The sequence below is a fragment of the Flavobacterium branchiarum genome, from assembly GCF_030409845.1.
Classification (GTDB): domain Bacteria; phylum Bacteroidota; class Bacteroidia; order Flavobacteriales; family Flavobacteriaceae; genus Flavobacterium; species Flavobacterium branchiarum.
The window spans coordinates 1,428,147-1,453,153 of the sequence record NZ_JAUFQQ010000005.1; the positions used below are offsets into that span (position 1 = coordinate 1,428,147).

Annotated in this window: 28 protein-coding genes; 6 read left to right on the forward strand and 22 right to left on the reverse strand. The window is 32.6% G+C overall.

Going from position 1 to position 25,007, the window contains the following annotated elements:
- From QWY99_RS18105 to QWY99_RS18170, 14 genes are all read right to left on the reverse strand, one after another.
- Positions 1 to 1,908: a DUF3858 domain-containing protein gene (locus QWY99_RS18105; protein ID WP_290267117.1), complete on the reverse strand. Its 1,908-nt coding sequence runs from the start codon at positions 1,906 to 1,908 to the stop codon at positions 1 to 3.
- A gap of 63 nt (positions 1,909 to 1,971) precedes the next feature.
- Positions 1,972 to 2,424 (reverse strand): D-aminoacyl-tRNA deacylase, encoded by a 453-nt coding sequence (dtd, locus tag QWY99_RS18110; RefSeq protein ID WP_290267118.1) that lies wholly within the window; start codon positions 2,422 to 2,424, stop codon positions 1,972 to 1,974.
- Positions 2,425 to 2,532: 108 nt separating this feature from the next.
- On the reverse strand, positions 2,533 to 3,510 hold the full coding sequence (rsgA, locus tag QWY99_RS18115) for a ribosome small subunit-dependent GTPase A (RefSeq protein ID WP_290267119.1): 978 nt from the start codon (positions 3,508 to 3,510) through the stop codon (positions 2,533 to 2,535).
- 208 nt (positions 3,511 to 3,718) lie between these two features.
- The gene (locus QWY99_RS18120; RefSeq protein ID WP_290267120.1) at positions 3,719 to 4,801 is read right to left on the reverse strand and encodes a bifunctional 3-deoxy-7-phosphoheptulonate synthase/chorismate mutase type II; all 1,083 of its coding nucleotides are present in this window, start codon (positions 4,799 to 4,801) and stop codon (positions 3,719 to 3,721) included.
- Between the two features lie 12 nt (positions 4,802 to 4,813).
- Positions 4,814 to 5,671 (reverse strand): prephenate dehydrogenase, encoded by an 858-nt coding sequence (locus QWY99_RS18125; RefSeq protein ID WP_290267121.1) that lies wholly within the window; start codon positions 5,669 to 5,671, stop codon positions 4,814 to 4,816.
- A gap of 128 nt (positions 5,672 to 5,799) precedes the next feature.
- The gene (locus tag QWY99_RS18130; RefSeq protein WP_290267122.1) at positions 5,800 to 6,945 is read right to left on the reverse strand and encodes a pyridoxal phosphate-dependent aminotransferase; all 1,146 of its coding nucleotides are present in this window, start codon (positions 6,943 to 6,945) and stop codon (positions 5,800 to 5,802) included.
- A 75-nt stretch (positions 6,946 to 7,020) separates the two neighbouring features.
- Positions 7,021 to 7,848 (reverse strand): prephenate dehydratase, encoded by an 828-nt coding sequence (locus tag QWY99_RS18135; RefSeq protein WP_290267123.1) that lies wholly within the window; start codon positions 7,846 to 7,848, stop codon positions 7,021 to 7,023.
- A gap of 316 nt (positions 7,849 to 8,164) precedes the next feature.
- Positions 8,165 to 8,563 (reverse strand): hypothetical protein, encoded by a 399-nt coding sequence (locus QWY99_RS18140; protein ID WP_290267124.1) that lies wholly within the window; start codon positions 8,561 to 8,563, stop codon positions 8,165 to 8,167.
- Positions 8,564 to 9,010: a Panacea domain-containing protein gene (locus QWY99_RS18145; RefSeq protein ID WP_290267125.1), complete on the reverse strand. Its 447-nt coding sequence runs from the start codon at positions 9,008 to 9,010 to the stop codon at positions 8,564 to 8,566.
- A 148-nt stretch (positions 9,011 to 9,158) separates the two neighbouring features.
- Complete coding sequence (locus tag QWY99_RS18150; protein WP_290267126.1) at positions 9,159 to 9,851, reverse strand: KilA-N domain-containing protein; 693 nt, start codon at positions 9,849 to 9,851, stop codon at positions 9,159 to 9,161.
- Positions 9,852 to 9,883: 32 nt separating this feature from the next.
- Positions 9,884 to 10,129 (reverse strand): KilA-N domain-containing protein, encoded by a 246-nt coding sequence (locus QWY99_RS18155; RefSeq protein WP_290267127.1) that lies wholly within the window; start codon positions 10,127 to 10,129, stop codon positions 9,884 to 9,886.
- 220 nt (positions 10,130 to 10,349) lie between these two features.
- Complete coding sequence (locus tag QWY99_RS18160; RefSeq protein ID WP_290267128.1) at positions 10,350 to 12,776, reverse strand: ribonucleoside-diphosphate reductase subunit alpha; 2,427 nt, start codon at positions 12,774 to 12,776, stop codon at positions 10,350 to 10,352.
- A 275-nt stretch (positions 12,777 to 13,051) separates the two neighbouring features.
- Positions 13,052 to 14,041, reverse strand: coding sequence for a ribonucleotide-diphosphate reductase subunit beta (locus QWY99_RS18165; RefSeq protein WP_290267129.1), 990 nt, complete (start codon positions 14,039 to 14,041; stop codon positions 13,052 to 13,054).
- 343 nt (positions 14,042 to 14,384) lie between these two features.
- Positions 14,385 to 14,954, reverse strand: coding sequence for a DUF3109 family protein (locus QWY99_RS18170; RefSeq protein ID WP_290267130.1), 570 nt, complete (start codon positions 14,952 to 14,954; stop codon positions 14,385 to 14,387).
- Between the two features lie 256 nt (positions 14,955 to 15,210).
- On the opposite strand from QWY99_RS18170, the gene QWY99_RS18175 reads away from it, so the two are divergent.
- From QWY99_RS18175 to QWY99_RS18185, 3 genes are all read left to right on the forward strand, one after another.
- A complete protein-coding gene (locus tag QWY99_RS18175) occupies positions 15,211 to 15,789 on the forward strand; it encodes a MarC family protein (protein WP_290267131.1) in 579 nt (192 codons plus the stop codon).
- 128 nt (positions 15,790 to 15,917) lie between these two features.
- Entirely contained in the window at positions 15,918 to 16,121 is a 204-nt protein-coding gene (locus QWY99_RS18180) for a hypothetical protein (RefSeq protein WP_290267132.1), read from the forward strand.
- Between the two features lies 1 nt (position 16,122).
- On the forward strand, positions 16,123 to 16,728 hold the full coding sequence (locus tag QWY99_RS18185; RefSeq protein WP_290267133.1) for an FAD-dependent oxidoreductase: 606 nt from the start codon (positions 16,123 to 16,125) through the stop codon (positions 16,726 to 16,728).
- Between the two features lie 91 nt (positions 16,729 to 16,819).
- Here the strand turns inward: QWY99_RS18185 and QWY99_RS18190 are convergent, their stop codons facing one another.
- The 5 genes from QWY99_RS18190 to QWY99_RS18210 form a co-directional block, all read right to left on the reverse strand.
- Positions 16,820 to 17,131: a hypothetical protein gene (locus tag QWY99_RS18190; RefSeq protein WP_290267134.1), complete on the reverse strand. Its 312-nt coding sequence runs from the start codon at positions 17,129 to 17,131 to the stop codon at positions 16,820 to 16,822.
- 34 nt (positions 17,132 to 17,165) lie between these two features.
- Positions 17,166 to 17,531: a nuclear transport factor 2 family protein gene (locus QWY99_RS18195; protein WP_290267135.1), complete on the reverse strand. Its 366-nt coding sequence runs from the start codon at positions 17,529 to 17,531 to the stop codon at positions 17,166 to 17,168.
- Positions 17,532 to 17,547: 16 nt separating this feature from the next.
- Positions 17,548 to 19,125 (reverse strand): S41 family peptidase, encoded by a 1,578-nt coding sequence (locus QWY99_RS18200; protein WP_290267136.1) that lies wholly within the window; start codon positions 19,123 to 19,125, stop codon positions 17,548 to 17,550.
- An 80-nt stretch (positions 19,126 to 19,205) separates the two neighbouring features.
- Positions 19,206 to 19,637 (reverse strand): deoxycytidylate deaminase, encoded by a 432-nt coding sequence (locus QWY99_RS18205; RefSeq protein ID WP_290267137.1) that lies wholly within the window; start codon positions 19,635 to 19,637, stop codon positions 19,206 to 19,208.
- Between the two features lie 2 nt (positions 19,638 to 19,639).
- Entirely contained in the window at positions 19,640 to 20,233 is a 594-nt protein-coding gene (locus QWY99_RS18210; RefSeq protein WP_290267138.1) for a HupE/UreJ family protein, read from the reverse strand.
- A 193-nt stretch (positions 20,234 to 20,426) separates the two neighbouring features.
- On the opposite strand from QWY99_RS18210, the gene QWY99_RS18215 reads away from it, so the two are divergent.
- Entirely contained in the window at positions 20,427 to 20,858 is a 432-nt protein-coding gene (locus QWY99_RS18215) for a tellurite resistance TerB family protein (RefSeq protein ID WP_290267139.1), read from the forward strand.
- A gap of 299 nt (positions 20,859 to 21,157) precedes the next feature.
- Here the strand turns inward: QWY99_RS18215 and fbp are convergent, their stop codons facing one another.
- Positions 21,158 to 22,168 carry a class 1 fructose-bisphosphatase gene (gene fbp, locus QWY99_RS18220; RefSeq protein ID WP_290267140.1) on the reverse strand — a complete coding sequence of 337 codons (1,011 nt, stop codon included), beginning with the start codon at positions 22,166 to 22,168 and terminating at the stop codon, positions 21,158 to 21,160.
- 176 nt (positions 22,169 to 22,344) lie between these two features.
- On the opposite strand from fbp, the gene QWY99_RS18225 reads away from it, so the two are divergent.
- Positions 22,345 to 22,839, forward strand: a complete 495-nt coding sequence (locus QWY99_RS18225) for a GNAT family N-acetyltransferase (protein WP_290267141.1) — start codon at positions 22,345 to 22,347, stop codon at positions 22,837 to 22,839.
- 9 nt (positions 22,840 to 22,848) lie between these two features.
- Positions 22,849 to 24,108 (forward strand): aspartate kinase, encoded by a 1,260-nt coding sequence (locus QWY99_RS18230; RefSeq protein ID WP_290267142.1) that lies wholly within the window; start codon positions 22,849 to 22,851, stop codon positions 24,106 to 24,108.
- 72 nt (positions 24,109 to 24,180) lie between these two features.
- Here the strand turns inward: QWY99_RS18230 and QWY99_RS18235 are convergent, their stop codons facing one another.
- Positions 24,181 to 24,528, reverse strand: coding sequence for a helix-turn-helix domain-containing protein (locus QWY99_RS18235; RefSeq protein ID WP_290267143.1), 348 nt, complete (start codon positions 24,526 to 24,528; stop codon positions 24,181 to 24,183).
- 62 nt (positions 24,529 to 24,590) lie between these two features.
- Positions 24,591 to 24,959 carry a helix-turn-helix domain-containing protein gene (locus QWY99_RS18240; RefSeq protein WP_290267144.1) on the reverse strand — a complete coding sequence of 123 codons (369 nt, stop codon included), beginning with the start codon at positions 24,957 to 24,959 and terminating at the stop codon, positions 24,591 to 24,593.
- Positions 24,960 to 25,007 lie beyond the last annotated feature (48 nt).

Consider the following 25,007-nt stretch of genomic DNA (forward strand, 5'->3'; position numbering starts at 1 on the left):
TTACTTCTTGGTTAGTATAATTTTGGCATTATCATTTTTGTTAATCTGCTCTATAAAAAGGCGATATTCATCGTATTCTTTATTAGAATATTTCCCGTTATTAAGAAGCAACTTCCTTTTGTATATTAGTTTATTATTGTCCGTTTTAATGATTTCTGATTTATATTCTCCGAACTTCGCCTTTAATTCAAAAGTTGAAGGCAAAAAATCAATAGCAAAACCAGCAGGAAGATTAACCTCAATTTCATCAGTATAAGAATAACCACGTTTTAACTGAAATGGAGTTTTCCTATTTCTGATACGATTAACACTGCCTCTATATTGATTAAAAGCATTTATCGGAAATATCATTTTATCACTAGTAATCTTTCCATAGTTTATTGCGCTCACCTGAATACCTTCAGTAAAACAAATCTTTTCTTTATCATTACTTAAATTTATCTTTGCTAATTTTAGATTATCAATATTGCCCCAATATTCTTTATAATACGCCTCTTTTTCATTGGGTAGCAAAGACTCAATTCTAGCTTTAGAACTATATTTAGCCCCTTCTGAAGCAATAGATATAGCTCCTAAAAAATCCCCTTTCTCATCAATAGTATAAGCTCCTTTAGCTATTTGAGTATTACCTTTATCTTCATAAATCGTAGTCCTAACTATTTCTCCTCCTTCTGGCTTAATTATTAAAACATTCCTATCATCTGTAAAAGTACCTTGATACCCAAAAGGATCAACTTGACTTGTGCATTCAAGCCAAATATACTTGTCTCCATTAGGAATTGATAAGATCATATGGTTTCCCTGCATAGAAACAAAATCTGAATCTATACTAGTTTTAGAACTATCTCCATATAAAATTGTATTGTAAGAAGGAACATCAACCACCTCTAAAAGTGCCTTTGTATAGTTTGTTAATGCCTTGCAATCTCCATAACCTAAACGATCCACATCATTAGCTAACATTGGTTTCCATCCACCAATACCAATAGCTATATTTACATATCTTGATTTTTTTTGCACATAGTCATATACGATTTTTGCTTTTTTTACAGGATCTTTTTCATCACCTACCAATTCCTTTATTTTAGTTTTGGTTGCATCAAGCAAAATTGTTGTACCTAATAAAATTTTATCCGCATACCACTTCCCAAAGGCTTGCCATGTGCTTGCATTTCCATCTACTCCTTCGAGATGAAAACTTTCAAGCCCCATCATGACATAAGGATAAATTTCATAAAACGAGGGGCTATAATCCTCATTTTTTTGAGCTAGTATATTAGTAGCTACATAAGACAACTGAGTATTTGTATCTGTAGTTTTTTTTATATCAAATCCTGACAGTTGAAATTCTTTCTTTTTGAATCCTAAATTATTCGGGTAAGTCACATTCAAGATGCTTTTTTCTACACTTGCATTATAATTATCTATAGGATACCATTTAGGGAGAAAAGCAGTTGCCGAAGTTTCGACTTCACTTTCGTATACTAAAGTAAAAGGATATTGAATGGGTGTATAATCTAAATAAATATAACGACTATCAGAAAAAATTGTTCCTCCACTAATCACGCTTTCATCTCTGAAATCCTTACGTTTTATCTTTTTTAGTTCTTTGCCTTGTGCATCGTATACAGTAGCTTCAATATTTTTAACGGTTGTAGATTTACCATAATACTCGATGGCATCAATAGCATTTAATCCTTTTGCGTTAAAAACTGTTATAACTCTTTTTTGTATCGTTTTCATACTTCTTTGAGAAGCAATTACGATGTCTATTTGATTTAAACGAATAACAGCATTTGCATTTTCTTTAAGACTATCAGAAATGCCAACAGTGTTATACTCCCCTTTTTGGGCAACAGAAGAAAATGAAAATAAAACAAGAAATAAAAAACGGAGAATCGATTTCATTTAATAAGTAATTTCGCCAAATATATATCATTTTCTGAAACATTTAACAAATACTTACTCTTTTTACTCCCTATTTTTGCTATCCATAATTATTGTTACTGGACCATCATTTAACAGACTGATTTTCATATCTGCCCCAAAAATTCCTGTTTGGATTTTGTTTCCGAATTCCTTCTCTAAAGTAGCGACAAAGTTTTCATATAAGGGAATTGCTACATCAGGTTTTGATGCTTTTATATACGAAGGACGATTCCCTTTTTTTGTACCAGCATGAAGTGTAAACTGGCTAACGACTATAATTTCGCCATTAATATCCTGAACAGAACAGTTCATGACATCATTTTCGTCGTTAAAAATTCTAATTTTAATTATTTTTCCAACTAGCCAATCGATATCCTCTTGATTGTCGGCATCTTCAATCCCAACAAAAACAAGCAATCCTTTTTTGATATCGGCTACTTTATTATCATCAACTACTACCGAAGCAGAAGAAACTCTTTGAAGAACAACTCTCAAAACAATTGCGAATTAAAGATTATAAATTATGAACACATTTTATTTAGTAGCAAGTACTAAAGAAGTAAAATGACTTAGTTTTTATTGAATTTCAGTCCTAATTAATGCTTATTTCCTAGTTTCATCGCTAGCAGCACGATCTTCATTGTGAATATCTGTACGATAATGCTCGTCTTCACCTTCTAAGATTTTAAGATAGCTATTATAACGTGACCATGCAATTTCATCTCTTTCAAGAGCTGCTTTTATAGCACAATGCGGTTCATCTTTATGCAAACAGTTATTGAATTTACACTGATCTTTTAGTTTAAAAAATTCTGGAAAGTAACCACTAACTTCTTCTTTTTCCATATCAACAATACCAAATCCTTTAATACCTGGCGTATCAATAATACGTGCACCAAAAGATAAGTCATACATTTCTGCAAATGTAGTTGTATGTTGTCCTTGCTTACTTGCTGTCGAAATGGTTTTGGTTTTAAGATGTAAGCTGGGCTCCATTGCATTTACAAGAGTCGACTTTCCAACTCCAGAATGCCCTGAGAACATCGTTACCTTATTAATCATCAATCCTTTTAACTCCTCAACACCTTTTCCTTCTGTTGATGATATACGCAAACATTTATAACCAATCTCTTGGTATACGTGTTGCATATACAATTGTTCATCAAGTGTGTCTTCATCAAAAGTATCAATTTTATTAAAAACCAATATTGTTTCAATACCATATGCTTCGGCAGTAACCAAAAAACGGTCGATAAAATTAAATGTAGTTGGTGGATTATTGATTGTTACTAATAAAAACACGCAATCAATATTAGACGCAATAATATGCATCTGATGAGATAAATTCACTGATTTACGAACAATGTAGTTCTTTCTTTCATGAATATTATGGATTGTTCCTGTTACAGTATCCGAACTTTCTTCAAGTTCATAATCCACAACATCCCCTACAGCTATAGGATTGGTACTCTTAATACCTTTTATCCTAAACTTTCCTTTCATTCTACACTCTATAAAATCACCTGTTTCGGTTTTTACGGTGTACCAACTTCCTGTAGATTTGTATACGGTTCCTGTCATAGTGCAAAGATAAAATTTTGTTTCAGCTTTAAAGTTTAAAAGTTCAAAGTTTTTTAGACTTTCTCCACATTAAAAAATCCCCATGAGCCATTAAAAGCTATGGGGATTCAATTATTGAGAATTATTAACTATAAAAGCAATGCAAGAACATGAAAAAAATCACATATTTTTCTATTATAACCTTGCCTTACTTATAAGTTTATATAAGTTATGCGTTAAGGATTCTCTCTTGGTGACTGATACTTTCTTGGTGAATTGCTTTAAACATTTTAAGTACAAACTCTTCAGACAATCCTTTTTTCTCTCCTTCAAGAATCATTTTTCCAAGAATTTCATTCCAACGGCTGTTTTGAAGAATAGCAACGTTTGAGTCTTTTTTCACCTGACCAATTTCGTCAGCAACTTTCATACGTTTTCCTAACAAGTCTAATAAATTAGCATCTAGAACATCAATATTAGCTCTTAATTTTGACATTTTTTGGCTATATTCATCCGTTTTGTCGTCCGTTTTTCTAACTCTTAAATCTTTGAAAATTTGTTTCAAAGCATCTGGAGTTACTTGTTGTGCAGCATCACTCCAAGCGTTATCTGGATCAATATGAGTTTCGATAATCATACCATCGTAATTTAAATCTAACGCCTCTTGAGTTACTTCAAGAATCATTTTACGATCTCCAGTAATATGAGATGGATCAATGATTAAAGGTAAGTCAGGGAATTTATTTTGCAATTCGATAGCAATCTGCCATTCTGGAATGTTTCTGTATTTCGTTTTTTCGTAAGTCGAAAATCCTCTGTGTATTACACCTAGTTTTTCGATTCCCGCCATATGTAAACGTTCAACACCACCTAACCACAAAGATAAATCTGGGTTAACAGGGTTTTTAATCAAAACTATTTTATCAGTTCCTTTAAGAGTATCTGCAATTTCTTGAACAGCAAACGGATTTGCTGTAGTACGAGCACCAACCCATAAAACATCGATATCATGCTCTAAAGCAAGTTTACAATGTGCTGCAGTTGCAACTTCAGTCCCCATTAATAAGCCAGTTTCAGCTTTTGCTTTTTGCAACCATTTCAAACCAATTTCTCCTACACCTTCAAATCCTCCCGGACGCGTTCTTGGTTTCCAAATTCCAGCTCTGAATATACTTACGTCTGAATCTTTTAATTCATGTGCAATTTTCAATACTTGGTCTTCAGTTTCAGCACTACAAGGTCCAGCTATTACAAGCGGATGTTCTAATTTGAATGCTTCTAACCAACTTCTCATTTCTTTCTTATTTTCCATCTTTTCTTTAGTTTATTTTTTAGTAGTAATTCCGTTTAATATTTCTTTTATTTTATTCACACTTTCCATTTCCTCATAAATGGCATTATAATCATCTGCAACCAGCAAGTCTTTAAACTGAGTTAGATTTGATATGTATTCTTCTAAGGTTTCAATTACCTGTTTTTTATTTTGTTTAAAAATTGGTGTCCACATTGCTGGTGAACTTTTCGCCAAACGAACGGTACTTTCAAATCCACTTCCCGCCATATCAAAAATATCCTGTTCGTCTTTCTCCTTATTTATAACCGTTTTCCCAAGCATAAACGAACTTATATGTGACAGATGCGACACGTAAGCAATATGTTTATCATGCGATTTTGGATCCATATATCGTATGCGCATCCCTATTGCTGCAAAAAGCTTCAGAGCCTTTTCTTGCAATTTAAAAGTGGTTTTTTCGACCTCGCAAATAATATTTGTTTTCCCTTTAAAGAGTCCTTTTATCGCTGCCGAAGGTCCAGAGAATTCTGTTCCTGCTATTGGATGTGTCGCAATAAAATTTCTTCTTTTCGGATGATTCGCTACTGCTTCACAAATTGGTTTTTTAGTTGATCCCACTTCAAAAACGATTGTTTTATCACCAATTACATCCAAAACTTTAGGCAAAACACTTAATGCAACATCTACTGGAACCGAAACAATTACAAAATCGGCAGTTCCCAAATCATCAAAAGTAGATGCCTTATCAATAACCCCCAACTCAATTGCTTCCTCTAAATGCGTTTGGTTATTATCAATTCCGTAAATAGTAGCTTCAGGATATAATTCTTTGATATCTAAAACCATCGAACCGCCTATTAACCCTATTCCTATTACGTGTATATTCATTTTTTATTTTTATTTTAAAGCTTCCCGATAATTATCGGGACGTGCTGTCCGACTTTATCTTTTTCTAGCTAAAGAAACTAGAAAAAGAATGTCGCTCCCATCATTTCGTTTCTCAACAACCTTTAGATTTAAAATCGATCTATTGCTTCCTGTACTTTATCCTCTTTCACACACAACGAAAACCTAATATAACCTTCTCCGTTACTTCCGAAGATTGTTCCCGGCGTGATGAAAATATGTTTCTCAATTAAAATTTCGTCAATGAACTTTTCTGCCGATTCTATTCCTTCCGGAAGCTTTGCCCAAACAAAAAGCCCAACTCCTTCTTTATATACTTTGCATCCTAGTTTTTCCGCAAGCTTTTCGGTTAATTCTCTTCGGCGTTTGTAAATTACATTCTGCTCTTCAAACCATGATTTCTCGCAATTTAATGCAGCAATGGCTCCTTTCTGGATTCCGTAGAACATACCGCTGTCCATATTACTTTTCACTTTCAAAATAGCATCAATCGTTACAGGATTACCTAAAACCATTCCAACTCTCCATCCAGCCATATTAAAGGTCTTACTCAATGAATTAAGCTCTAATGCTACATCCTTTGCTCCTTCAATTTGTAACAAACTCATTGGTTTATCATTCAAAACAAAACTATACGGATTATCATTAATCAATAAAATAGTATGTTTTTTAGCAAAAGCAATCAATTTTTCAAATAACTCCAAGCTTCCTCTTGCTCCCGTAGGCATGTGAGGATAACCCAACCACATAATTTTTACTTTAGAAAGATCTAATTTCTCTAGAGCTTCAAAATCGGGCTCCCAATTCGTATTCTCTTTCAAATCATAATAAACCGGAACTGCTCCAACCAAATTGGTTACCGAAGTATATGTTGGATATCCTGGATTCGGAATTAAAACATGATCACCTTCATTCAAAAATGCCAATGAAATATGCATAATTCCCTCTTTTGACCCCATCAATGGCAAAATTTCATTAGTAGGATTTAGAGTTACACCATAATTATTCTGGTAAAAATCGGCCATTCCTTTTCTCAACTCTGGCAATCCTTGATAACTTTGATACTGATGCGCATTTTCATCTTGCATTGCCGAAACTACTGCTTCGATAACTGCTTTAGAAGGTTTTAAATCAGGACTTCCAATTCCCATATTGATAATTGGCTTGCCTTCTGATTGTAGTTGTCTTACTTCTCTAAGTTTTGAAGAAAAGTAGTATTCCTCTACGACATCTAATCTTTTTGCTGTTGTAATCATGGTGGTTTATATATTTGTTTGCTTTAGCCTTTAGGCTGTAAACTTTATGCTCTTCTTATTAACTTCTGACTCAAATTAAGGTTTCGTGTTTTTATACTCTCCTAAAACTTTAAAATATTCCGCCATAATTTCTATTAGTGATTTTGCCTTTGCATAATCTTCGTAATCTTCAAAAGTTACATCTACGAAAAAGGAATATTTCCAAGGTGTCTCTATTTTTGGCAACGATTGAATTTTTGTTAAATTCAGTTTGCAATCGCTCATTACATTTAAAACCGCCGCTAAACTGCCACGTTTATGATTTAATTCGAATTTTATCGATGCTCTGTTAATCTCCTTTGTAGGCAAAAAAGAATTCTCTTTCTTAATTATTACAAAGCGGGTCATATTGTTTTTGATCGTCTGAATTTCTGGCGCCAGAATTTCTAAATCATACATAACCGAAGCCGTTTTACTTCCAATTGCTGCAATTCCAGTTAATTGTTTTTCCTGAATTCTTCTTGCAGTTTCGGCAGTATCTTTATCCTCTACCAATTTTACATTTGGATATTTTTTCAAGAAATCCATACATTGTAATAATGCCATTGGATGTGAATGAACCTCTGTAATATCCTCTATTTTCTGACCTTTTAGAGCCATTAAATTTTGGTGAATGCTTAAATAATGCTCTCCAATTATGTGCAAATTATTCTTGTCTATCAAGGCATAATTCGGAATAATTGGCCCTGCGATTGAATTCTCGATTGCCATTACTGCCTGATCTGATTTCCCAGAAAGCACGCTGTCAATTAATTCCTCAAACGATAAACACTCGTCAATATCCACGTTTCCAGAGAAATACTCATTCACTACCTGATGATGAAATGAGCCTTTAATACCTTGTATTGCAATTTTTGTTGTCATATACTCAAAAAAAAATCCTGATAGATATCAGGATTGTATATTAGTTTTATTTGTCTTTAAATTTTCTCAAATAACCATAGCACAATCCTTACTTCTACTAAAGAAGAAATAATAAGTGTTGCTAAAATAAAAACGGTTATGTGACATTTCTGTTTGTGTTTTTCAATAAATTCTTTGCGAATGTATACATTATTTTTACTGCACCAAAAAAAATAATGCTTTTTATGAAACAAAAAAGGATTTCTTAACAAATAAGCTCGATTTTGTAAGATAATTAAATAAATCGGCCTTAAAATGCGATTTAACTAATTGCTAATTAGTGATTATAGATGTCTCCAAACTTCTCTTCTAAGAATATTATGTGAAAAACATTCTGATTTCTTAAACCTAAAAAAGGTCTATTATCTCCATTTGCTCTAAAAACCGTTAAATCTGTTACATCTGGTGAAATAAATTTAGGCAAATCAGGCTTTATTTGTCTAACAGGTATTTTTTCGGTTCCAAAGCCATGTTTTTGAGCCACATTTATCTGATTCCAAGTTAGATTAGACAGCTTTTTTAATCTCTCAATAAAATCAGCATAAAACTTAAAATCTTTATTTGGCTCGGTCTGCAAATACTTGAAGCAAAAGATTGGATAGTTCAATTCTGTATTATTTTGAGTAGGAACTGTTATTATACTTTCCTTAATATCTCTTTTTTTAATTTTTCCCATCTACTCGTTGATTTGAGTTTTAAAATACTCTCTCAGCAAGTCATAAGAGATTTCACCTTGAGGATTTTCATGAAAAATTTTCTTCCATGGTAACTCTGCATGTGTCATTTCCATCAACTTTATAGCAGAAAATTGTCCAAATTCGGTCATTACTTCCTTAAACAAATCATTTTCTTCCTCAGTCAATTCAATAATTTGTACATCTTCTTTTAGCGTAATGGCACCTGATCCAAAATCTTTAAAATGGTCAAACATATCTCTTACAACAGGTCCATACTGCCAAGCTTCAAATTCTTCTTCGAATAACTTCTTATCATATACAGCAATAAAAAAGCCTTGCATATAATAAAGTATTTTCTGGAGTTTTAAATTGGAAATAATCTCTCCTTGACTAGCGTCTGTATGTGCAATAATTTTATGTGCAATTGCTAAAACTGGATAACTCATCACTTTTTTTTATAAATTTAAACAATTCTTTTCAACTATCCATGGAGTATTATTACTTCATAAATCCTCTTTATAAAACAACTTCCCTCAAAGAAAGCCTAATTCTTATTCAACTTTTAAATTACCTCCTACTTCGGATAAACTGTTCTCATTTATTCCCTTCTCCTTTATTTCCAAATTTTTTTCTTTTATTGAACTCCAAAAGATTTTTTTTACTAGCTTCTAAAATATCTTTTTTAGATTCTAATTCAATCTCATCTGGAGTAAAATTTTCTACGTTAAGATAAGTCATTGGATTAGATTTTTTTATAGACTTCACCATATCCACTTTCGAAAACTGCTCCTTCTGATCTAGAGCCATCTTCCGTAAAAATTCAAATCTTTCTTTTTTGGGAGTCCCCATTTTTATCAACTGAGAACTAAGAGATTCTAAATTAGACATAACAAGCAAATCATTAATACTTGAAAAGTCTCTCATGTTTTTCCCATCATTTGCGTGTACTGGATTAGCTTCTTTCCATTGTTTTGCTGTATAACCATATAAAGCTAAATTTAACACGTCGGCTTCATTAGCATATTCTACGCCTTGCTTTTCTTGTGGCAAAATACTATTTGGAATGATGTGTTTCTGAACTGCATCAGTATGAAGGGCGTAATTCACTTTTGTCATAAGACGCCTAACATCCCATTCCAAATTATATTGATTACTTTCAACTTCTTTTAGTCTTTGATATTCTTTATAAAGATAAATTTTAAAAACTGGACTTATTGCCGAACCAAACTCCATAGCAATATCTCTATGAGCATATGTCCCTCCGTTTTTACCTGCTTTTGAAAACACACCTATCGCATTAGTACTTCCTACCCAACCGTTTATAAAGTAAAAGAAGGAACTCCTGCGCTTCTTCTAAAGTGGTCATATTCGACCACTTTAAAATTAGGATTATAAAGCGTTTCCCAAGTGCCCATATATTCTATAGTAGAAATACTTCTAAGCCAATTTTTTATTACATCTGCTGCTCTTGCATCACCTTCTTTCGCACTTACCATATCTGTAAGACATATGTAATCTTCACTATCCTTTGTATATACAGAAACCGGTACGCTATCAACAATCATTTTTTGTACTTTATTCATTTCTAATCTTATTTATAGTATTTTTCATTCCAAAAATACATCAAAATCTTTTTTTGTGCTAAAAAAAAACAGCCACCTTACGATAACTGCTTTCTATAACATTAAGAATAATCTCTTACTCTATATTCTTTATTCTTTATTCTATCTTCTTTATTCTATCTTCTTTATTCTATCTTCTTTATTCTATTTTCTTTATTCTTATTTAAGACCCACACATTTCGCAATCATCTGGACCTGCAGCTTGTGCTTTTAATAGCATTGCTTTATAATCCTCTACATTGATTGGCTCTACTTCTGGAGCTATGACTGCTGCCGCAACAACTACTGGTGCTACTGCTACTGGTACAGTTTCTTCTTTTTTATCGTTGTTTAATGTAAATTTAATTGCATCTACAGCCGATTTAGTTCTCAAGTAATACATTCCTGTTTTTAAACCTGATTGCCATGCATAGAAGTGCATTGATGTAAGCTTAGAATAGTTTGCATCTTGCATAAACAAGTTTAACGATTGCGACTGGTCAATAAAATAACCTCTTTGACGAGACATATCTAAAATGTCTTTCATAGACATTTCCCAAACTGTTTTATACAATTCTTTTAGATCTGCTGGAATTCCATCAATGTTTTGAACTGATCCGTTATGACGCATAATTTCTTGCTTCAACGTTTCGTTCCACAATCCTCTTTCTACTAAATCATGAAGTAAATGTTTGTTTACTACGATGAATTCTCCAGAAAGAGTTCTTCTTGTATAGATATTTGATGTATATGGCTCGAAAGCTTCGTTGTTTCCTAAAATCTGAGAAGTAGATGCTGTTGGCATTGGCGCAACTAATAATGAGTTACGAACTCCGTTTGCAACAACTTCTTTACGCAATGAAGCCCAGTCCCAACGTCCTGATAATTCTTCATCTTTCATTCCCCACATATTGTATTGGAATTCTCCTTTTGACATCGGAGACCCTTCAAATGTAGAATATGGACCTTCAACTTTTGCTAACTCCATAGATGCAGTTACTGCAGCGAAATACAATGTTTCAAAAATTTCTTGATTCAATTGTTTTGCATCATCGCTTGTAAACGGCATTCTTAACATAATAAAAGCATCAGCAAGTCCTTGAACTCCTAAGCCAATTGGTCTATGGCGAACGTTTGAATTTTCTGCTTCTTTTACTGGGTAATAGTTTCTGTCAATTACCTTATTTAAATTGAATGTTACACGTTTAGTAACATCATATAATTTTTGGTGATCAAATTTTCCATTCTCAACAAACATTGGTAATGAAATCGAAGCTAGGTTACAAACTGCAACTTCATCTGGAGATGTGTACTCAATAATTTCAGTACATAAGTTTGATGAACGGATTGTTCCTAAGTTCTTTTGGTTTGATTTACGGTTTGCTGCATCTTTATACAACATATACGGAAGTCCAGTTTCTACTTGAGATTCAAGGATTTTTTCCCAAATTTCTCTTGCTTTGATTGTTTTTCTTCCTTTTCCAGCTGCTTCATATCCTAAATACAAAGCGTCGAATTCTTCGCTGTGTACATCTGATAATCCTGGGCATTCATTAGGACACATTAAAGTCCATGTTGTATCTTCTTGAACTCTCTTCATGAATAAATCTGGAATCCACATTCCAAGAAATAAATCACGTGTTCTCATTTCTTCCTTACCGTGGTTTTTTCTCAAATCTAGGAAATCAAAAATATCAGCATGCCAAGGCTCAATGTACATAGCAAAACTTCCTTTACGTTTTCCACCACCTTGATCTACATAACGAGCTGTCATATCATACACACGTAACATTGGAACAATTCCGTTAGAAGTTCCATTAGTTCCACTGATATAAGATCCAGTTGCTCTAACATTATGTATTGCTAAACCAATACCTCCAGCAGATTGCGAAATCTTAGCTGTTTGTTTTAATGTATCGTAGATTCCATCAATACTATCATCTTTCATTGTTAACAAGAAACAAGATGACATTTGTGGTTTTGGTGTTCCTGAATTAAACAATGTTGGGGTAGCGTGAGTAAAGAACTTTTTAGACATTAATTCATACGTTTCAATCGCAGACTCAATATCATCTTTATGGATTCCTATAGAAACACGCATCAACATATGTTGTGGTCTCTCTACAATTTTACCATTTATCTTTAGTAAATAAGAACGTTCCAAAGTTTTAAATCCAAAATAATCGTAATTAAAATCACGGTTATAAATAATTGTTGAATCTAAAACCTGTGAGTTTTTCTTAATTACCTCATAAACATCATCAGCTAACAAAGGTGCTTCTTTTCCTGTTCTTGGATTGACATAATTATACATATCTGTCATCGTCTCAGAGAAAGACTTTGTTGTATTAGAATGTAAATTAGAAACAGCAATACGAGCCGCAAGTTGTGCGTAATCAGGATGTGCTATTGTCATAGATGCTGCAGTTTCGGCAGCTAGGTTATCTAGTTCTGAAGTCGAAACTCCATCATACAATCCCTCGATAACACGCATGGCTACCTTAACAGGATCTACAAGTTCATTTAACCCGTAACACAATTTTTTGATTCTATCCGTAATCTTATCAAACATTACTGGCTCCTTACGACCATCTCTCTTTATTACATACATAAGCCTACTTTTTTATTGTTATTGAAAAAATGAAAGACACCAGAATAACGAATTCTAGCGCTTAAACATTGTGTGTTTTATTAAATAATTTAGGAGTTAGTAGCATCCCAATAGTTTGCCTGTTCTTAATCTAATATAGATCAAAAATTAGTCAATAATACCATTGAATCTTCGATTTGGGAAAAGAGATTCAACCTTTAAATTCTTTAGTTATAGAAACTTTCGCTTCTTAATTTTTTATTTTAGTACGTGGTATTACTAAAATTTACAGTCGTCTAAAAATCTGCATCGAAGCTTATTTTTTGCGAATCGCTATCTCCAGCTGAACTACTGTTCATAACACCAGCTTTTTGATATTCTGAAACTCTTTTTTCAAAGAAATTAGTTTTTCCTTGAAGCGAAATCATATCCATGAAATCAAAAGGATTTGATGAGTTATAAACTCGGTCACAACCTAACTCAACAAGTAATCTATCGGCAACAAATTCTAAATATTGCGTCATTAAAACAGCATTCATACCAATTAAACTAACAGGAAGAGATTCTGTTACAAATTCTCTTTCGATATCTAAAGCATCAACGATAATTTCTTTAATTCTATCTTTTGGTACTTTGTTTATTAAATGGTGATTGTGTAAATGCACTGCAAAATCACAATGAACTCCCTCGTCACGAGAAATTAATTCGTTTGAGAATGTCAAACCTGGCATTAAACCACGTTTTTTCAACCAAAAAATAGAACAGAAAGCACCTGAGAAAAATATTCCTTCTACGGCAGCAAAAGCAATCAAACGCTCTGCAAACGAGTCAGACTCGATCCATTTTAGAGCCCAATTTGCTTTCTTTGCAATTGCAGGAAAAACATCTAGTGCATTAAACAACTGATCTTTTTCAGCTTCATCCTTTACATAAGTATCAATAAGAAGAGAATAGGTTTCGCTATGAATGTTTTCCATCATGATTTGAAAACCATAGAAAAATTTAGCCTCAGCATATTGTACTTCGTTTACAAAATTCTCAGCAAGGTTTTCATTTACGATTCCGTCTGATGCTGCAAAGAATGCCAATATATGCTTAACGAAATATCTTTCATCATCCGACAACTTGTTATTCCAATCATTCAAGTCTTGATGTAAATCAATTTCCTCAGCAGTCCAAAAACTCGCTTCCATCTTCTTATACCAATCCCAAATATCATGGTGTTTGATTGGAAAAATTACGAAACGGTTCTTATTTTCTTGTAAAATTGGTTCGACTTGTGACATTGTTGTTGTGTTTTATTTTAAAAAAAATCAATGAATTTTCATCCACTTAAGTAGAGTACAAAGATTGTCATTTGTTGGCTAAAATAAAAGCCAAACTTATTCACAATCTCCTGTAGTTTTTAACAAATGCCTAAAACGGAATAATTTTCATACAAAACATTAATTTTCTGAAAACTAAACAGTTAACATCTACCAAACCTATAATAGCATCCGTAAAATATAGGATTTTTATAATAGAATGCAAAGCTTTTTTGTAAATTTTAAAAATCTTTTTTCCGTACTCATTTAAAAGATTTTACATTATAATATCGGCTAAATTTTAGTAACCAAAATAGCCTAATAATTAAGTGCGTTTTATCTCTTGCGCTACTTTATCAAGTTCCGCATACCAATCTTCGCCAAACCTGCGAATTAAAGCCTCCTTGACAAATTTATACACAGGAACTTCTAATTCTTGACCTAAAGAACAGGCCGCATCGCAAATATCCCACTTATCATAATTGACAGCAGCAAACTCGGTAAAATCCTTTACTCTAATTGGATATAAATGACACGAAACTGGTTTTTTCCAGCTTACGATTCCTTGATTGTACGCTTGTTCGATACCACAAAGTGCCGTTTTACCATCGAAAATCACGTATGCACAATCTTTATCATCAATTAAAGGTGTTTCAAGATCTCCATCAGTACCTTTAACCCAAGTTCCTTGTGCTTCGATAGCAGCAATTCCTTCTTTGCGTAAAAATGGCTTTACTTTTGGATAAATTTCCTCCAAAATCTTTGTCTCTTCTTCGCTTAAAGGAGCACCAGCGTCGCCATCGACACAGCAAGCACCTTTGCAAGCAGATAAATTACAAACAAATTCTTTTTCAAGAATATCCTCAGAAATGATAGTTTTTCCTAATTGAAACATGATATATAGTGTACTGAATTATAAAATGCAAAGGTAATCAATCTATTTTGATGCCAGTAAGATAAAATGAACCAAAAAAAACACTTATATTTCTACTACCTTAATTAAAAAAATAAAACCGTATCTTGTTGCAAATAGCACTCAGAAGCCTTTAAAACGTATTTTTACAACAAAAAATCACAGATTAGGGTTAATTTGTTATAAAAATCCATTTATTTTTTACCTTTACCCACGTTTAATTCCTAAATAAAAACAAATGTTAGATATCGATTTAAAAGAAATAATAACTGTTGGAATGGTACTCTTTGCTGTAATTGACATTGTCGGTTCTATTCCTATTATTGTTAACCTAAGATCAAAAGTTGGACATATAGAATCTGAAAAAGCTTCAATAGTTGCGGGTTTAATAATGATCATCTTCCTTTTTATCGGAGAAGGTTTCTTGAAAATAATCGGTATCGATGTGCATTCTTTTGCTGTAGCAGGATCTTTTGTACTGTTTTTTCTTGCTTTAGAAATGATTCTAGGAATTCATATCTATCGCGATGAAGAAGCAAGCTCCGCATCAATTGTTCCACTAGCCTTTCCTTTAATTGCTGGAGCCGGAACAATGACCACGCTACTTTCATTGCGCTCACAGTTTCATACTATAAATATTGTAATTGCAATTATACTTAATATAACGCTCGTATATATTGTTTTAAAATCTTCTTCTAAAATCGAAAAAATGCTAGGAAAAAACGGACTTGGCGTGGTTCGTAAGACATTTGGAGTCGTGCTTTTAGCTATTGCTGTTAAATTATTCGCTGCTAATGTTAAAGGTTTGTTTGTCTAAAATTAATTTTCATAAATTTACCCCATTGAAATACTTAAAAGTTGAAATACTCGTTTGCGGAAAGACCAAAAAACAATATTTCATTTTAAATACTTCTTTCAATCAATTTAGAAATAAATAGTTAGACTATGAAAATTTTTACTTCCATATTAGTGCTTTTAGCTTTAGCCTTGATTATTTTCAATATTACTTTGCTAGACTTTCAAAATCCTCTACAAGGAGATAGCATGGTGGCTTTTATTGGAATAGCAGCTTCTTTTTGTGCCGTACTGATTCTTTTGATTTTTAGAATTTCTAAAAAAATTGAAGAAAAAATGAACGACCAAAAATAATATGTTTGACGTTTTAATTATTGGCGGTGGCGTATCCAGTATGTCCTGTGCACTTGTTCTAGGATCTGCACAAAACAAGCCTTTTGTCATTGACAAAAAAATTGGAATTTTTACGCATCAAAAAAGTTCTTCTCTCCAAGATGCTCTTTTCAATAATGCTTACGGTATTGCTCCTGGAAAATTAGGTTCTGAATTACTATCAGAAAGTACCGAACATTTAGAACAGGAATACCCTCACATTACACAGATCGCAAATGAAAAAGTAATAAAGGTTGAAGGTGAATACCCTGAATTCTTAGTTACAACAAACAAAGACTCTTACAAAACCAAAATGATAGTTATTGGTATTGGTTCTGCAAATACATTTGCTATTGAAGGCTTAACCCAATACATTGAACCTCATAAAAAGGCCCTTCCCGAAAAACAACGAGTTCAACTAAAAAATATCGATCATAAAGTTGCCGAAGGCATCTATGTCATAGGTACTCTCGCAGGATGGAGAAGTCAGTTGGCTATTGCTGCAGGAAGTGGAGCCGCAGTTGCAACCGATATTCTTACGGTATGGAATAATGGTGTTCAAACTCATGCTCACGATAGTACTCGATAACAACATTATAAAATACAAAAACCATTAAGAAATTAAGTAAGCATTATGCTTTTGATATCTTAATGGTTTATTTTTTTAATAGAATTCAAACCTATCTGATCGAAAGAATTTCTTTTACTTTAATATGTACTTCCGTATCTGCTTTCCATACATCTCCTTTTAAAGAAACTACATCACCTTCTTTTAGTTTTTTGTAATTTTCAGGACCACCCAAATTAACAATACTTACAGTAGCCAAATAAATTTTGTTTTTATCTGTCTTAATCTTAGCAGTATAACCGTCTTTACCAAGCGCAACAGATTCAACTTTTCCTGAAATCGAAACATTATCTTTCATAGCACTACATGAAATTACAAAAACCATTAAGACTAATAGGAAACTAATTTTTTTTACACATCTCATCTGTTCTATTTTAGCAATTAAGTTAGTATTAATACTATTTCATTTGTACACAGCTTCCTGCAATAACTTTTAAGCTTTCGTCAAATTTTTTCCAAACTCTGCTATATCTAAAAATACCATCTAAGGGTTTGTTATCATATTTCCCTCTTAACAGAACAGTAACTCCAACAACAGCAGTGTCATCAATTACTTTAATAATTTGATCAGAAGCGTCTAGTACATCAATTTTCATTTTACCTGAACGATACAAATCTAAATCGAATTTCTTAGTCACTGTTTGCCCATCTGGCAAATTAAACAATAAATCATCGTGAAGAAACTTCTCTAGAGTTAAAACATCCGCATTTTTGATTGCAGCTAGTAACTCAATTTCGGCATTTACAATAGTTTTTACTTCCATATAAAAAAAATTAAAATTATTTTTTCTGATTCAAAACAGCCTTAATCATTGCATCATTTTTAAGAATCACATCGTAGTAATAGATCTCACCATACAGTTGTCTGGCAAATTCGGCTGTAATATAACGATTAATGATTGCTTTATTTTTCTCTAAATTTAAATTCAGTCCGTTTTTAAGAAGATACTTTTGGAAAGATTTAAAATAATCGTCTGTTGACTTCATTTTTTCAACAAACTCTTGGTAATTCAACCCCGAGAACACTTTCCTATTTTTATCCAATTGCTCGAAAACAAAATGCCCAATAACTCTTGTTTGCAATAAATAAGCAGTTCCCTCAGTTCCGTGTTCTATTTCTAGAGGCACAAAAACATCTGGCACAATACCACCACCACCATAAACAATTTTACCTTTTGGCGTTTTGTACTTCAACGAATCAACAACCTTAATACTGTCCTTAGTGTATAATTCTCCATTACTAAAACGGGAATCCGATTCTTTAAAATAATCTTCATTACCATGGCTATAGGTTTTTTGTATAGAACGCCCTGTTGGCGTATAATATCGCGCAACGGTTAATCGAACAGCCGATCCATCATTAAAATCCATTTCGCGCTGTACTAATCCTTTTCCAAACGAACGACGACCTATTATATTTCCTCGGTCGTTATCCTGAATTGCTCCTGCCAAAATTTCACTAGCCGAAGCACTATTTTCATTGATTAAGACTGATACTTTTCCATTTTCAAAACTCCCGCTTCCTGTAGCATACGTTTTTTCGGTATCCCCATTCTTATTTTTGGTAAAAACAATAAGTTGCTTGTCTTTCAAGAATTCATCGGCTATAGCAACAGCTTCTTCCATATAGCCTCCTCCGTTGTCACGAAGGTCGACAATTAACGATTGAATTCCCTTTTGCTTTAGCTTGGTTAAGCCTGATTTAAACTCTGCATAGGTTGTTTCTGCAAAACGATTAATCTTTATGTAGCCTGTGTTTTTATCCAATAAAATCGACACATCAACGCTCTTTATAGGGATAATGTCTCTTTTTATTTTAACTTTTAATTTCTTTTGTTCGGATTTACGATAAACGGTAAGCTCTATCTCTGTTCCTTTCTTTCCTTTTAATTTAGCAAACAAGCTATCAGACGGAAGTTTGCGTCCGAATAATTTAGTTTTACCAACATATAAAATTCTATCTCCTGATTGGATTCCTGCTTTTGCCGAAGGGCCATTTTCTATTGGTTTTATTATTGCAACAGAGTCTCTGTACATATAGAAATTCACTCCAATTCCAACAAAATCACCTTTCATGCTTTCGGCAACTTCTGCAAGCTCACTCGGCGGAATATAAACGGAATGAGGATCTAATTTTGATAGAATATTATCGACTGTAAGATTAACTATTGAATCTGTATTTACTTTATCGACATACTCGTTATTAATGAAATCAATTAATTTATTAAGCTTGTTTTTAGAGGTGTTCTTAGCTAAAAACTGATCTTGAGCTGGGGTACTTAATAAGCTCCCTAGTATTACCCCTAGAGCCAAGGTCGCTCCAATAACTATTGGTAAATATTTAGTATTGAATTTCATATGTAGCTAATATTTATTTTAGGAGAACAAGCTTTTGTTGTTCTTCATAAGTAATCCTGCCTTTTAATTACAGGAATTCTCTACTCTTCTAATACGGGAATATGCTCGACTTCTACGCCCGCTTTTATTAAAAAATCAATTCCGGCATCATCACGATATCCATTTTGGTAAACTACTCTTTTTATTCCCGACTGATGAATCAACTTACTACATTCTTTACAAGGTGAAAGCGTTATATACAACGTTGCTCCTTCGCAAGATTGGGTTGATCGCGCTACTTTTAAAATAGCGTTGGCCTCTGCATGTAAAACATCCCAACGCGTTAAACCTTCATCATCTTCACAACAATTTCCAAATCCAGTTGGTGTACCATTATAGCCATCTGAAATAATCATACGATCCTTTACGATAATCGCACCAACTTGCTTGCGTTTGCAATAAGACAACAGACTCCACTCTTTTGCTATTCGCAAATAGGCTTTGTCGTATCTATTTAATTTTTCTTTTTCCATTTTTATCTATTCCATATTTCGCTCTCAATAACCATCGGAATCACAACACCTATTACAAAAGCCGACATAGCCAAAGTCCAATCACGTTTTGAAAAACGGAAAATAGTTTGAACAATATATGAGAGTATTAAAACTATAAAAACCACAATAATTTGTGCTGCCTCAATCCCTAATGCAAATTCACCCAAAGGCAACAATTTTGATGTTGGACTACCTCCTAATATTGTTTTAAAATAATTAGAGAATCCTAATCCATGAATTATCCCAAAGAAAAGCGTTATAAAAAACACTAAATTAATACTTTCTGTTTTAGAAGATTTCCCTGCTGTGAAAAAATTAAAAAAGGCTGTCATTAGAATCGTTATCGGAATTAAAAATTCGACAAGACTTACTTTGATAGTAACAACTCCATAAACCGAAAGCAATAACGCTAAGGTATGACCAACAGTAAAAATAGTTACGAGCAATAAAATTCTTTTCCAATCCTTAAATGAATAAGGGATAGTTAAAGCCATTAAAAACATTACGTGATCGTATGCATTAATATCTAGAACGTGTTTTAATCCTATTTGAAAATAAATCCAAAAATCTGACATGGGTATTTTAATTTTAATTGATAAAGGGTTTGTAAACTTACGATTAATTTTGAAAATGGTAGATTGCTAGTTCAAAATGATTGGATAAAAATAAGTTAAAATTGCAGTTTCTTGAATTATAAAAATTATAAAAAAATTAAAATTAATAATTTAAAAATAGATTTATCTTTGTAGTACAAAAAACCAACTTATTATGTCATTTTCAGATTTATTTGATAGCGAATTTAAACTAAGAAATAAAGGTCACTTTTCGGCTATTGTTCGCGTAGCCCTTGCTGATGGAAAAACTAATCAAGAAGAAAAAACTTTTTTAGACAAGTTAGCTTCTCGATTGGAAATTTCAGATGAAGAATACAAAGAGATTCTTGCTGATCCTATGAAACACCCAATAAACGCACCTTATTTGTATTCTCAACGTTTAGAGCGTTTATACGATTTGGCTCGTATGGTACACGTAGACCACCAAATGGGAGACAGCCAAGAAATTATGCTAAGAAGATTTGGTTTAGCATTAGGATTTACTCCAGGAAACGTAAACTATATCATTGCAAAAGCACTTTCATTAGTAGATAAAAAAGTAGATTTAGATACTTTTACTTTCGAAATGCAGAATATGAATAAATAAAAAATTCACAGTCACAGTATTCAGTTTTCAGTTTTCAAACTAAAACTAAGACACTGATACTAAAAAAAGTCACAGTCGCAGTATTCAGTTTTCAAACTAGAACCACGACACAGATACTAAAAAAGCTCACAGTTTTCAGTTTTCAGTTTTCAGTTTTCAGTTTTCAAACTAGACTAAAAACTAAGACGCTGATACTAAAAAAAGTCACAGTCGCTGTATTCAGTTTTCAAACTAAAACTAAACACTGCTACTAAAAAACAAACCCGACAGTATTTATTTACTTGTCGGGTTTTATTTTTTTATTGTTTCGCTTTTAGCATAAACTCTTCTGCTTTTTCAACCATATTATAGCTTCCACAAAAGAATGGAACGCGTTGGTGCAATTCGGTAGGATTAATTTCCATGATTCTACTAAAACCATCAGATGCCTTTCCTCCTGCTTGCTCTGCTATAAATGCCATAGGATTACATTCATACAATAAACGAAGCTTTCCGTTTGGTGCTTTGCTACTTGTTGGATACAGATAAATACCTCCTTTAATCATGTTTCGATGAAAATCTGACACTAAACTTCCAATGTATCTTGAAGTATAAGGACGATCATCTTCTTCGTGCTGGCAATATTTAATATAATCTTTTACTCCTTGTGGAAAATGAATATAGTTCCCTTCGTTAACAGAGTAAATTTTTCCATCTTTTGAATATTTCATGTTTGGATGCGACAGATAAAATGTTCCAATCGCGGGATTTAATGTAAATCCGTTTACTCCATGACCTGTTGTGTAAACCAACATTGTCGAAGTTCCATAAATTACATATCCTGCAGCAACTTGATTAACACCTGGCTGTAAAAAATCATCAAGTGTAACTGGCGTTCCTATTGGTGTAATCCTTCTGTAAACAGAAAAAATGGTTCCTACTGAAACATTCACATCAATATTAGACGATCCGTCAAGCGGATCCATCAAAACCACATATTTATTGTTATGGCTGTTATCACTTCCTTGAACAGTAATGAAGTCATCATTTTCCTCTGAAGCAATTCCGCAAACAATTTCGCGATTAATTAAAGTTTGAATAAAAACTTCATTTGCATACACATCTAGTTTTTGCTGATCTTCTCCTTGAATGTTTTGCTCTCCCGCTGCTCCAACGATATCCACCAGACCAGCTTTGTTAACTTTATAATTAACCACTTTAGCGGCCAATCGTATAGAATTGATGATTCTGGATAGTTCACCAGACGAATACTGAAATGCTTTTTGGTTTTCGATGATAAACTCACCTAATGTTTTATTGCGTTCTTCCATTATACTATATCGTTGTAGAGGTTTTTTTTTGAAGTCACAAATATCGCCTTTTTTGTGAAATTGATTTAAAAATTATTTAGTTAGTTTCTACGTATTGTATATTTGTTAATCAAAAGCAAAAAACAAGTTCCAAAAAACCATTATTTTAGATATAAACATATTAATAATAAGAATTTATGAATATTAGAAAAGGAAATCCTGAAGATATGAAAGCTGTATTAGGCTTGATTCAGGAGTTGGCCATATTCGAAAAAGAACCTGCTGCAGTTTTAGTTACTGAGAGCGATTTAATTCGTGATGGCTTTGGCGAGAGTCCTCTTTTTCATGTATTTGTGGCCGAGGTGGATACCGAAATAGTTGGAATTGCTTTATACTATTACCGCTTTTCTACCTGGAAAGGCAAAACGATACATTTAGAAGATTTAATCGTTAAAGATAAAATGCGTGGATCTGGTTTAGGAATGGCATTATACTCCGAGATAATGCAACAGGCCAAAAAGGACAACGTAAGAAGAGTTGAATGGAATGTACTTGATTGGAATACTCCTGCAATTAAATTCTATGAGAATTCTGGCGCAAAAGTATTCGAAGAATGGCGTGTCGTTCAGATGGACGAAGCAGGAATCAATACTTTTTTAGATAAAAACAATAACTTAAAACAAAATATATAACAATAAATAATGAGAGTATTCAAATTTGGTGGTGCCTCAGTAAAAGATGCTGAAGGAATTAAAAACGTATATGACGTTTTGCAAAAGGTAGGTTATGAAGATGTATTGCTTGTAGTTTCGGCTATGGGGAAAACCACAAACGCTCTTGAGGTTGTAATAAAGAATTATTTTGAGAAATCGAACGAGCTAAATTCGTCTGTTCAGGAAGTAAAAAAATACCATAACCAAATATTGTTGGATTTATTTGAAGATGAAAAAAATGAAGTCTTTACAGCTGTAAATGCCTTTTTCTCAGAATTAGAATATTTTCTAGCTAACAACAAATCTCCTAACTATAACTTTGTTTATGACCAGATTGTAAGCTTTGGAGAATTAATTTCGACTACTATCATAAGTCATTTCATGAATTTCATGGGTATTCATACCCAATGGATCGATGTACGTAACTTTATAAAAACTGACGCTACATACAGAGATGCTGAAGTAGACTGGGAAGTAACTCAAAAAAATATTGGTAAAAATGTAAAGCGAAATATCTTAAACATCACTCAAGGATTCTTAGGTGCCGATGAAAACAATTTTACTACTACTTTAGGCCGTGAAGGATCAGATTACACTGCTGCAATTTTTGCTTATTGCTTAAATGCTGAAAGTGTTACGATCTGGAAAGATGTTCCTGGAGTAATGAATGCTGACCCTCGTTATTTTGAAAACGCAAGTTTACTTAATCAGATTTCATATCGTGAAGCCATCGAATTGGCGTTTTACGGAGCAACTGTTATTCATCCAAAAACATTACAACCTTTACAGAAAAAAGAAATTCCGTTGTATGTAAAATCTTTCATAAACCCATTACTAAAAGGAACTAGTGTTTCTAAGGGAGTCGATTTAGAGCCTTATTTACCTTGTTTTATTGTAAAGAGAAACCAACTTTTAATTTCGCTTTCATCAATAGATTTTTCTTTTATAATGGAAGAAAATATCAGTGAGATTTTTGCTTTATTCCATGAATTTAAAATTAAAGTAAATTTAATTCAAAACTCAGCGATTAGTTTTTCTGTTTGTGTAGAAGATAAATTTGAAAATTTCAATGATATGAACGCTATTCTTTCTAAAAAATTCAAAGTAGATTTTAGCGAAAATGTTACCCTGTACACTATTCGTCATTTTGATGATAAAGCAGCCGAAGCTGTTGAAGAAAATAAAGAAGTTTTACTAAAACAAGTGAGCCGCGAAACTATGCAAATGGTAACAAAAGAATTAAATTAAGCTTCTTTCGAAAAGCTAATTACATAATTCAATATACAATAAGGTTTCACCAAAAGTGAAACCTTATTATTTTTATAAATCTCTTCTTCTTTTTAAATCTTTTATTACCTGCTTCAATTCTACAATTTGCACTTCATTTTGTTTTATTATTTTTCGATAAACGCACAGCATCGCAATCTCAGTCAAGCGCCCCATAATTTTATCATCATTAAATACTTTTGGATTAGGACTTTTTAAAAAATAATTAAAATCAACATCAAACACATTACAAACCTTATCCATTAATAAAAATTCAATTTTTTTATTTTTTCCACTTTCAATATTATACAATTCTGAATAGCCAACCCCTAATTTATTAGACAATTCGATTATAGATAATTCTTTAATTTTTCTTAGTTCCTTAATTTTAATTCCAATCATAAATACTATCAAGCGTTTTATAAAATTCTAATTCTACCTTTAAAAATCAATCATAAAGTTGCCTAGTTGCTACTTTTGAGTTTATGATCCTTAATTATTATTTTTAATTCTTTTATAACTTTTTCCAGTACTCTTATTCTTACTGCATATTGTTCTATTAATTCTTCTGACAATGGATTGCTAATAAGACTTTCTTTTAAACTGTTACTCTCTTCATCTTCATCTACAATATCCTCCTTCATTAACTCAACTGGACTTATTTTGAAAACCTCACATATTATATTGATATGACTTGACCAAGAATTGCTTTCCCCTCTTTCTATCCTAGCATACGCAGACTGAGATATACATAGAAAATCAGCTATTTGTTCTTGAGATAGGTTTTTGTTTTTACGTAATTTTTTTAACTTTTTTCCTATGATTACATTCATAATTCGAGTATTACATCACTCAAAAATAAGAAAATTTACACAAAAACA

What these genes read in the sequence shown, in the direction of transcription:
- QWY99_RS18130 (WP_290267122.1), bottom strand. Translation starts at nt 6,945, where the DNA reads ATGATTACAACAGCAAAAAGATTAGATGTCGTAGAGGAATACTACTTT.
- QWY99_RS18155 (WP_290267127.1), bottom strand. Translation starts at nt 10,129, where the DNA reads ATGATTGTTGATAGCGTACCGGTTTCTGTATATACAAAGGATAGTGAA.
- QWY99_RS18235 (WP_290267143.1), bottom strand. Translation starts at nt 24,528, where the DNA reads ATGATTGGAATTAAAATTAAGGAACTAAGAAAAATTAAAGAATTATCT.
- QWY99_RS18160 (WP_290267128.1), bottom strand. Translation starts at nt 12,776, where the DNA reads ATGTATGTAATAAAGAGAGATGGTCGTAAGGAGCCAGTAATGTTTGAT.
- QWY99_RS18145 (WP_290267125.1), bottom strand. Translation starts at nt 9,010, where the DNA reads ATGAGTTATCCAGTTTTAGCAATTGCACATAAAATTATTGCACATACA.
- QWY99_RS18215 (WP_290267139.1), top strand. Translation starts at nt 20,427, where the DNA reads ATGTCATTTTCAGATTTATTTGATAGCGAATTTAAACTAAGAAATAAA.
- QWY99_RS18180 (WP_290267132.1), top strand. Translation starts at nt 15,918, where the DNA reads ATGAAAATTTTTACTTCCATATTAGTGCTTTTAGCTTTAGCCTTGATT.
- QWY99_RS18120 (WP_290267120.1), bottom strand. Translation starts at nt 4,801, where the DNA reads ATGGAAAATAAGAAAGAAATGAGAAGTTGGTTAGAAGCATTCAAATTA.
- QWY99_RS18195 (WP_290267135.1), bottom strand. Translation starts at nt 17,531, where the DNA reads ATGGAAGTAAAAACTATTGTAAATGCCGAAATTGAGTTACTAGCTGCA.
- QWY99_RS18175 (WP_290267131.1), top strand. Translation starts at nt 15,211, where the DNA reads ATGTTAGATATCGATTTAAAAGAAATAATAACTGTTGGAATGGTACTC.
- rsgA (WP_290267119.1), bottom strand. Translation starts at nt 3,510, where the DNA reads ATGACAGGAACCGTATACAAATCTACAGGAAGTTGGTACACCGTAAAA.
- QWY99_RS18200 (WP_290267136.1), bottom strand. Translation starts at nt 19,125, where the DNA reads ATGAAATTCAATACTAAATATTTACCAATAGTTATTGGAGCGACCTTG.
- fbp (WP_290267140.1), bottom strand. Translation starts at nt 22,168, where the DNA reads ATGGAAGAACGCAATAAAACATTAGGTGAGTTTATCATCGAAAACCAA.
- QWY99_RS18210 (WP_290267138.1), bottom strand. Translation starts at nt 20,233, where the DNA reads ATGTCAGATTTTTGGATTTATTTTCAAATAGGATTAAAACACGTTCTA.
- QWY99_RS18240 (WP_290267144.1), bottom strand. Translation starts at nt 24,959, where the DNA reads ATGAATGTAATCATAGGAAAAAAGTTAAAAAAATTACGTAAAAACAAA.
- QWY99_RS18205 (WP_290267137.1), bottom strand. Translation starts at nt 19,637, where the DNA reads ATGGAAAAAGAAAAATTAAATAGATACGACAAAGCCTATTTGCGAATA.
- QWY99_RS18165 (WP_290267129.1), bottom strand. Translation starts at nt 14,041, where the DNA reads ATGTCACAAGTCGAACCAATTTTACAAGAAAATAAGAACCGTTTCGTA.
- QWY99_RS18140 (WP_290267124.1), bottom strand. Translation starts at nt 8,563, where the DNA reads ATGGGAAAAATTAAAAAAAGAGATATTAAGGAAAGTATAATAACAGTT.
- QWY99_RS18230 (WP_290267142.1), top strand. Translation starts at nt 22,849, where the DNA reads ATGAGAGTATTCAAATTTGGTGGTGCCTCAGTAAAAGATGCTGAAGGA.
- QWY99_RS18105 (WP_290267117.1), bottom strand. Translation starts at nt 1,908, where the DNA reads ATGAAATCGATTCTCCGTTTTTTATTTCTTGTTTTATTTTCATTTTCT.
- QWY99_RS18190 (WP_290267134.1), bottom strand. Translation starts at nt 17,131, where the DNA reads ATGAGATGTGTAAAAAAAATTAGTTTCCTATTAGTCTTAATGGTTTTT.
- QWY99_RS18170 (WP_290267130.1), bottom strand. Translation starts at nt 14,954, where the DNA reads ATGTTTCAATTAGGAAAAACTATCATTTCTGAGGATATTCTTGAAAAA.
- QWY99_RS18135 (WP_290267123.1), bottom strand. Translation starts at nt 7,848, where the DNA reads ATGACAACAAAAATTGCAATACAAGGTATTAAAGGCTCATTTCATCAT.
- QWY99_RS18185 (WP_290267133.1), top strand. Translation starts at nt 16,123, where the DNA reads ATGTTTGACGTTTTAATTATTGGCGGTGGCGTATCCAGTATGTCCTGT.
- QWY99_RS18225 (WP_290267141.1), top strand. Translation starts at nt 22,345, where the DNA reads ATGAATATTAGAAAAGGAAATCCTGAAGATATGAAAGCTGTATTAGGC.
- QWY99_RS18125 (WP_290267121.1), bottom strand. Translation starts at nt 5,671, where the DNA reads ATGAATATACACGTAATAGGAATAGGGTTAATAGGCGGTTCGATGGTT.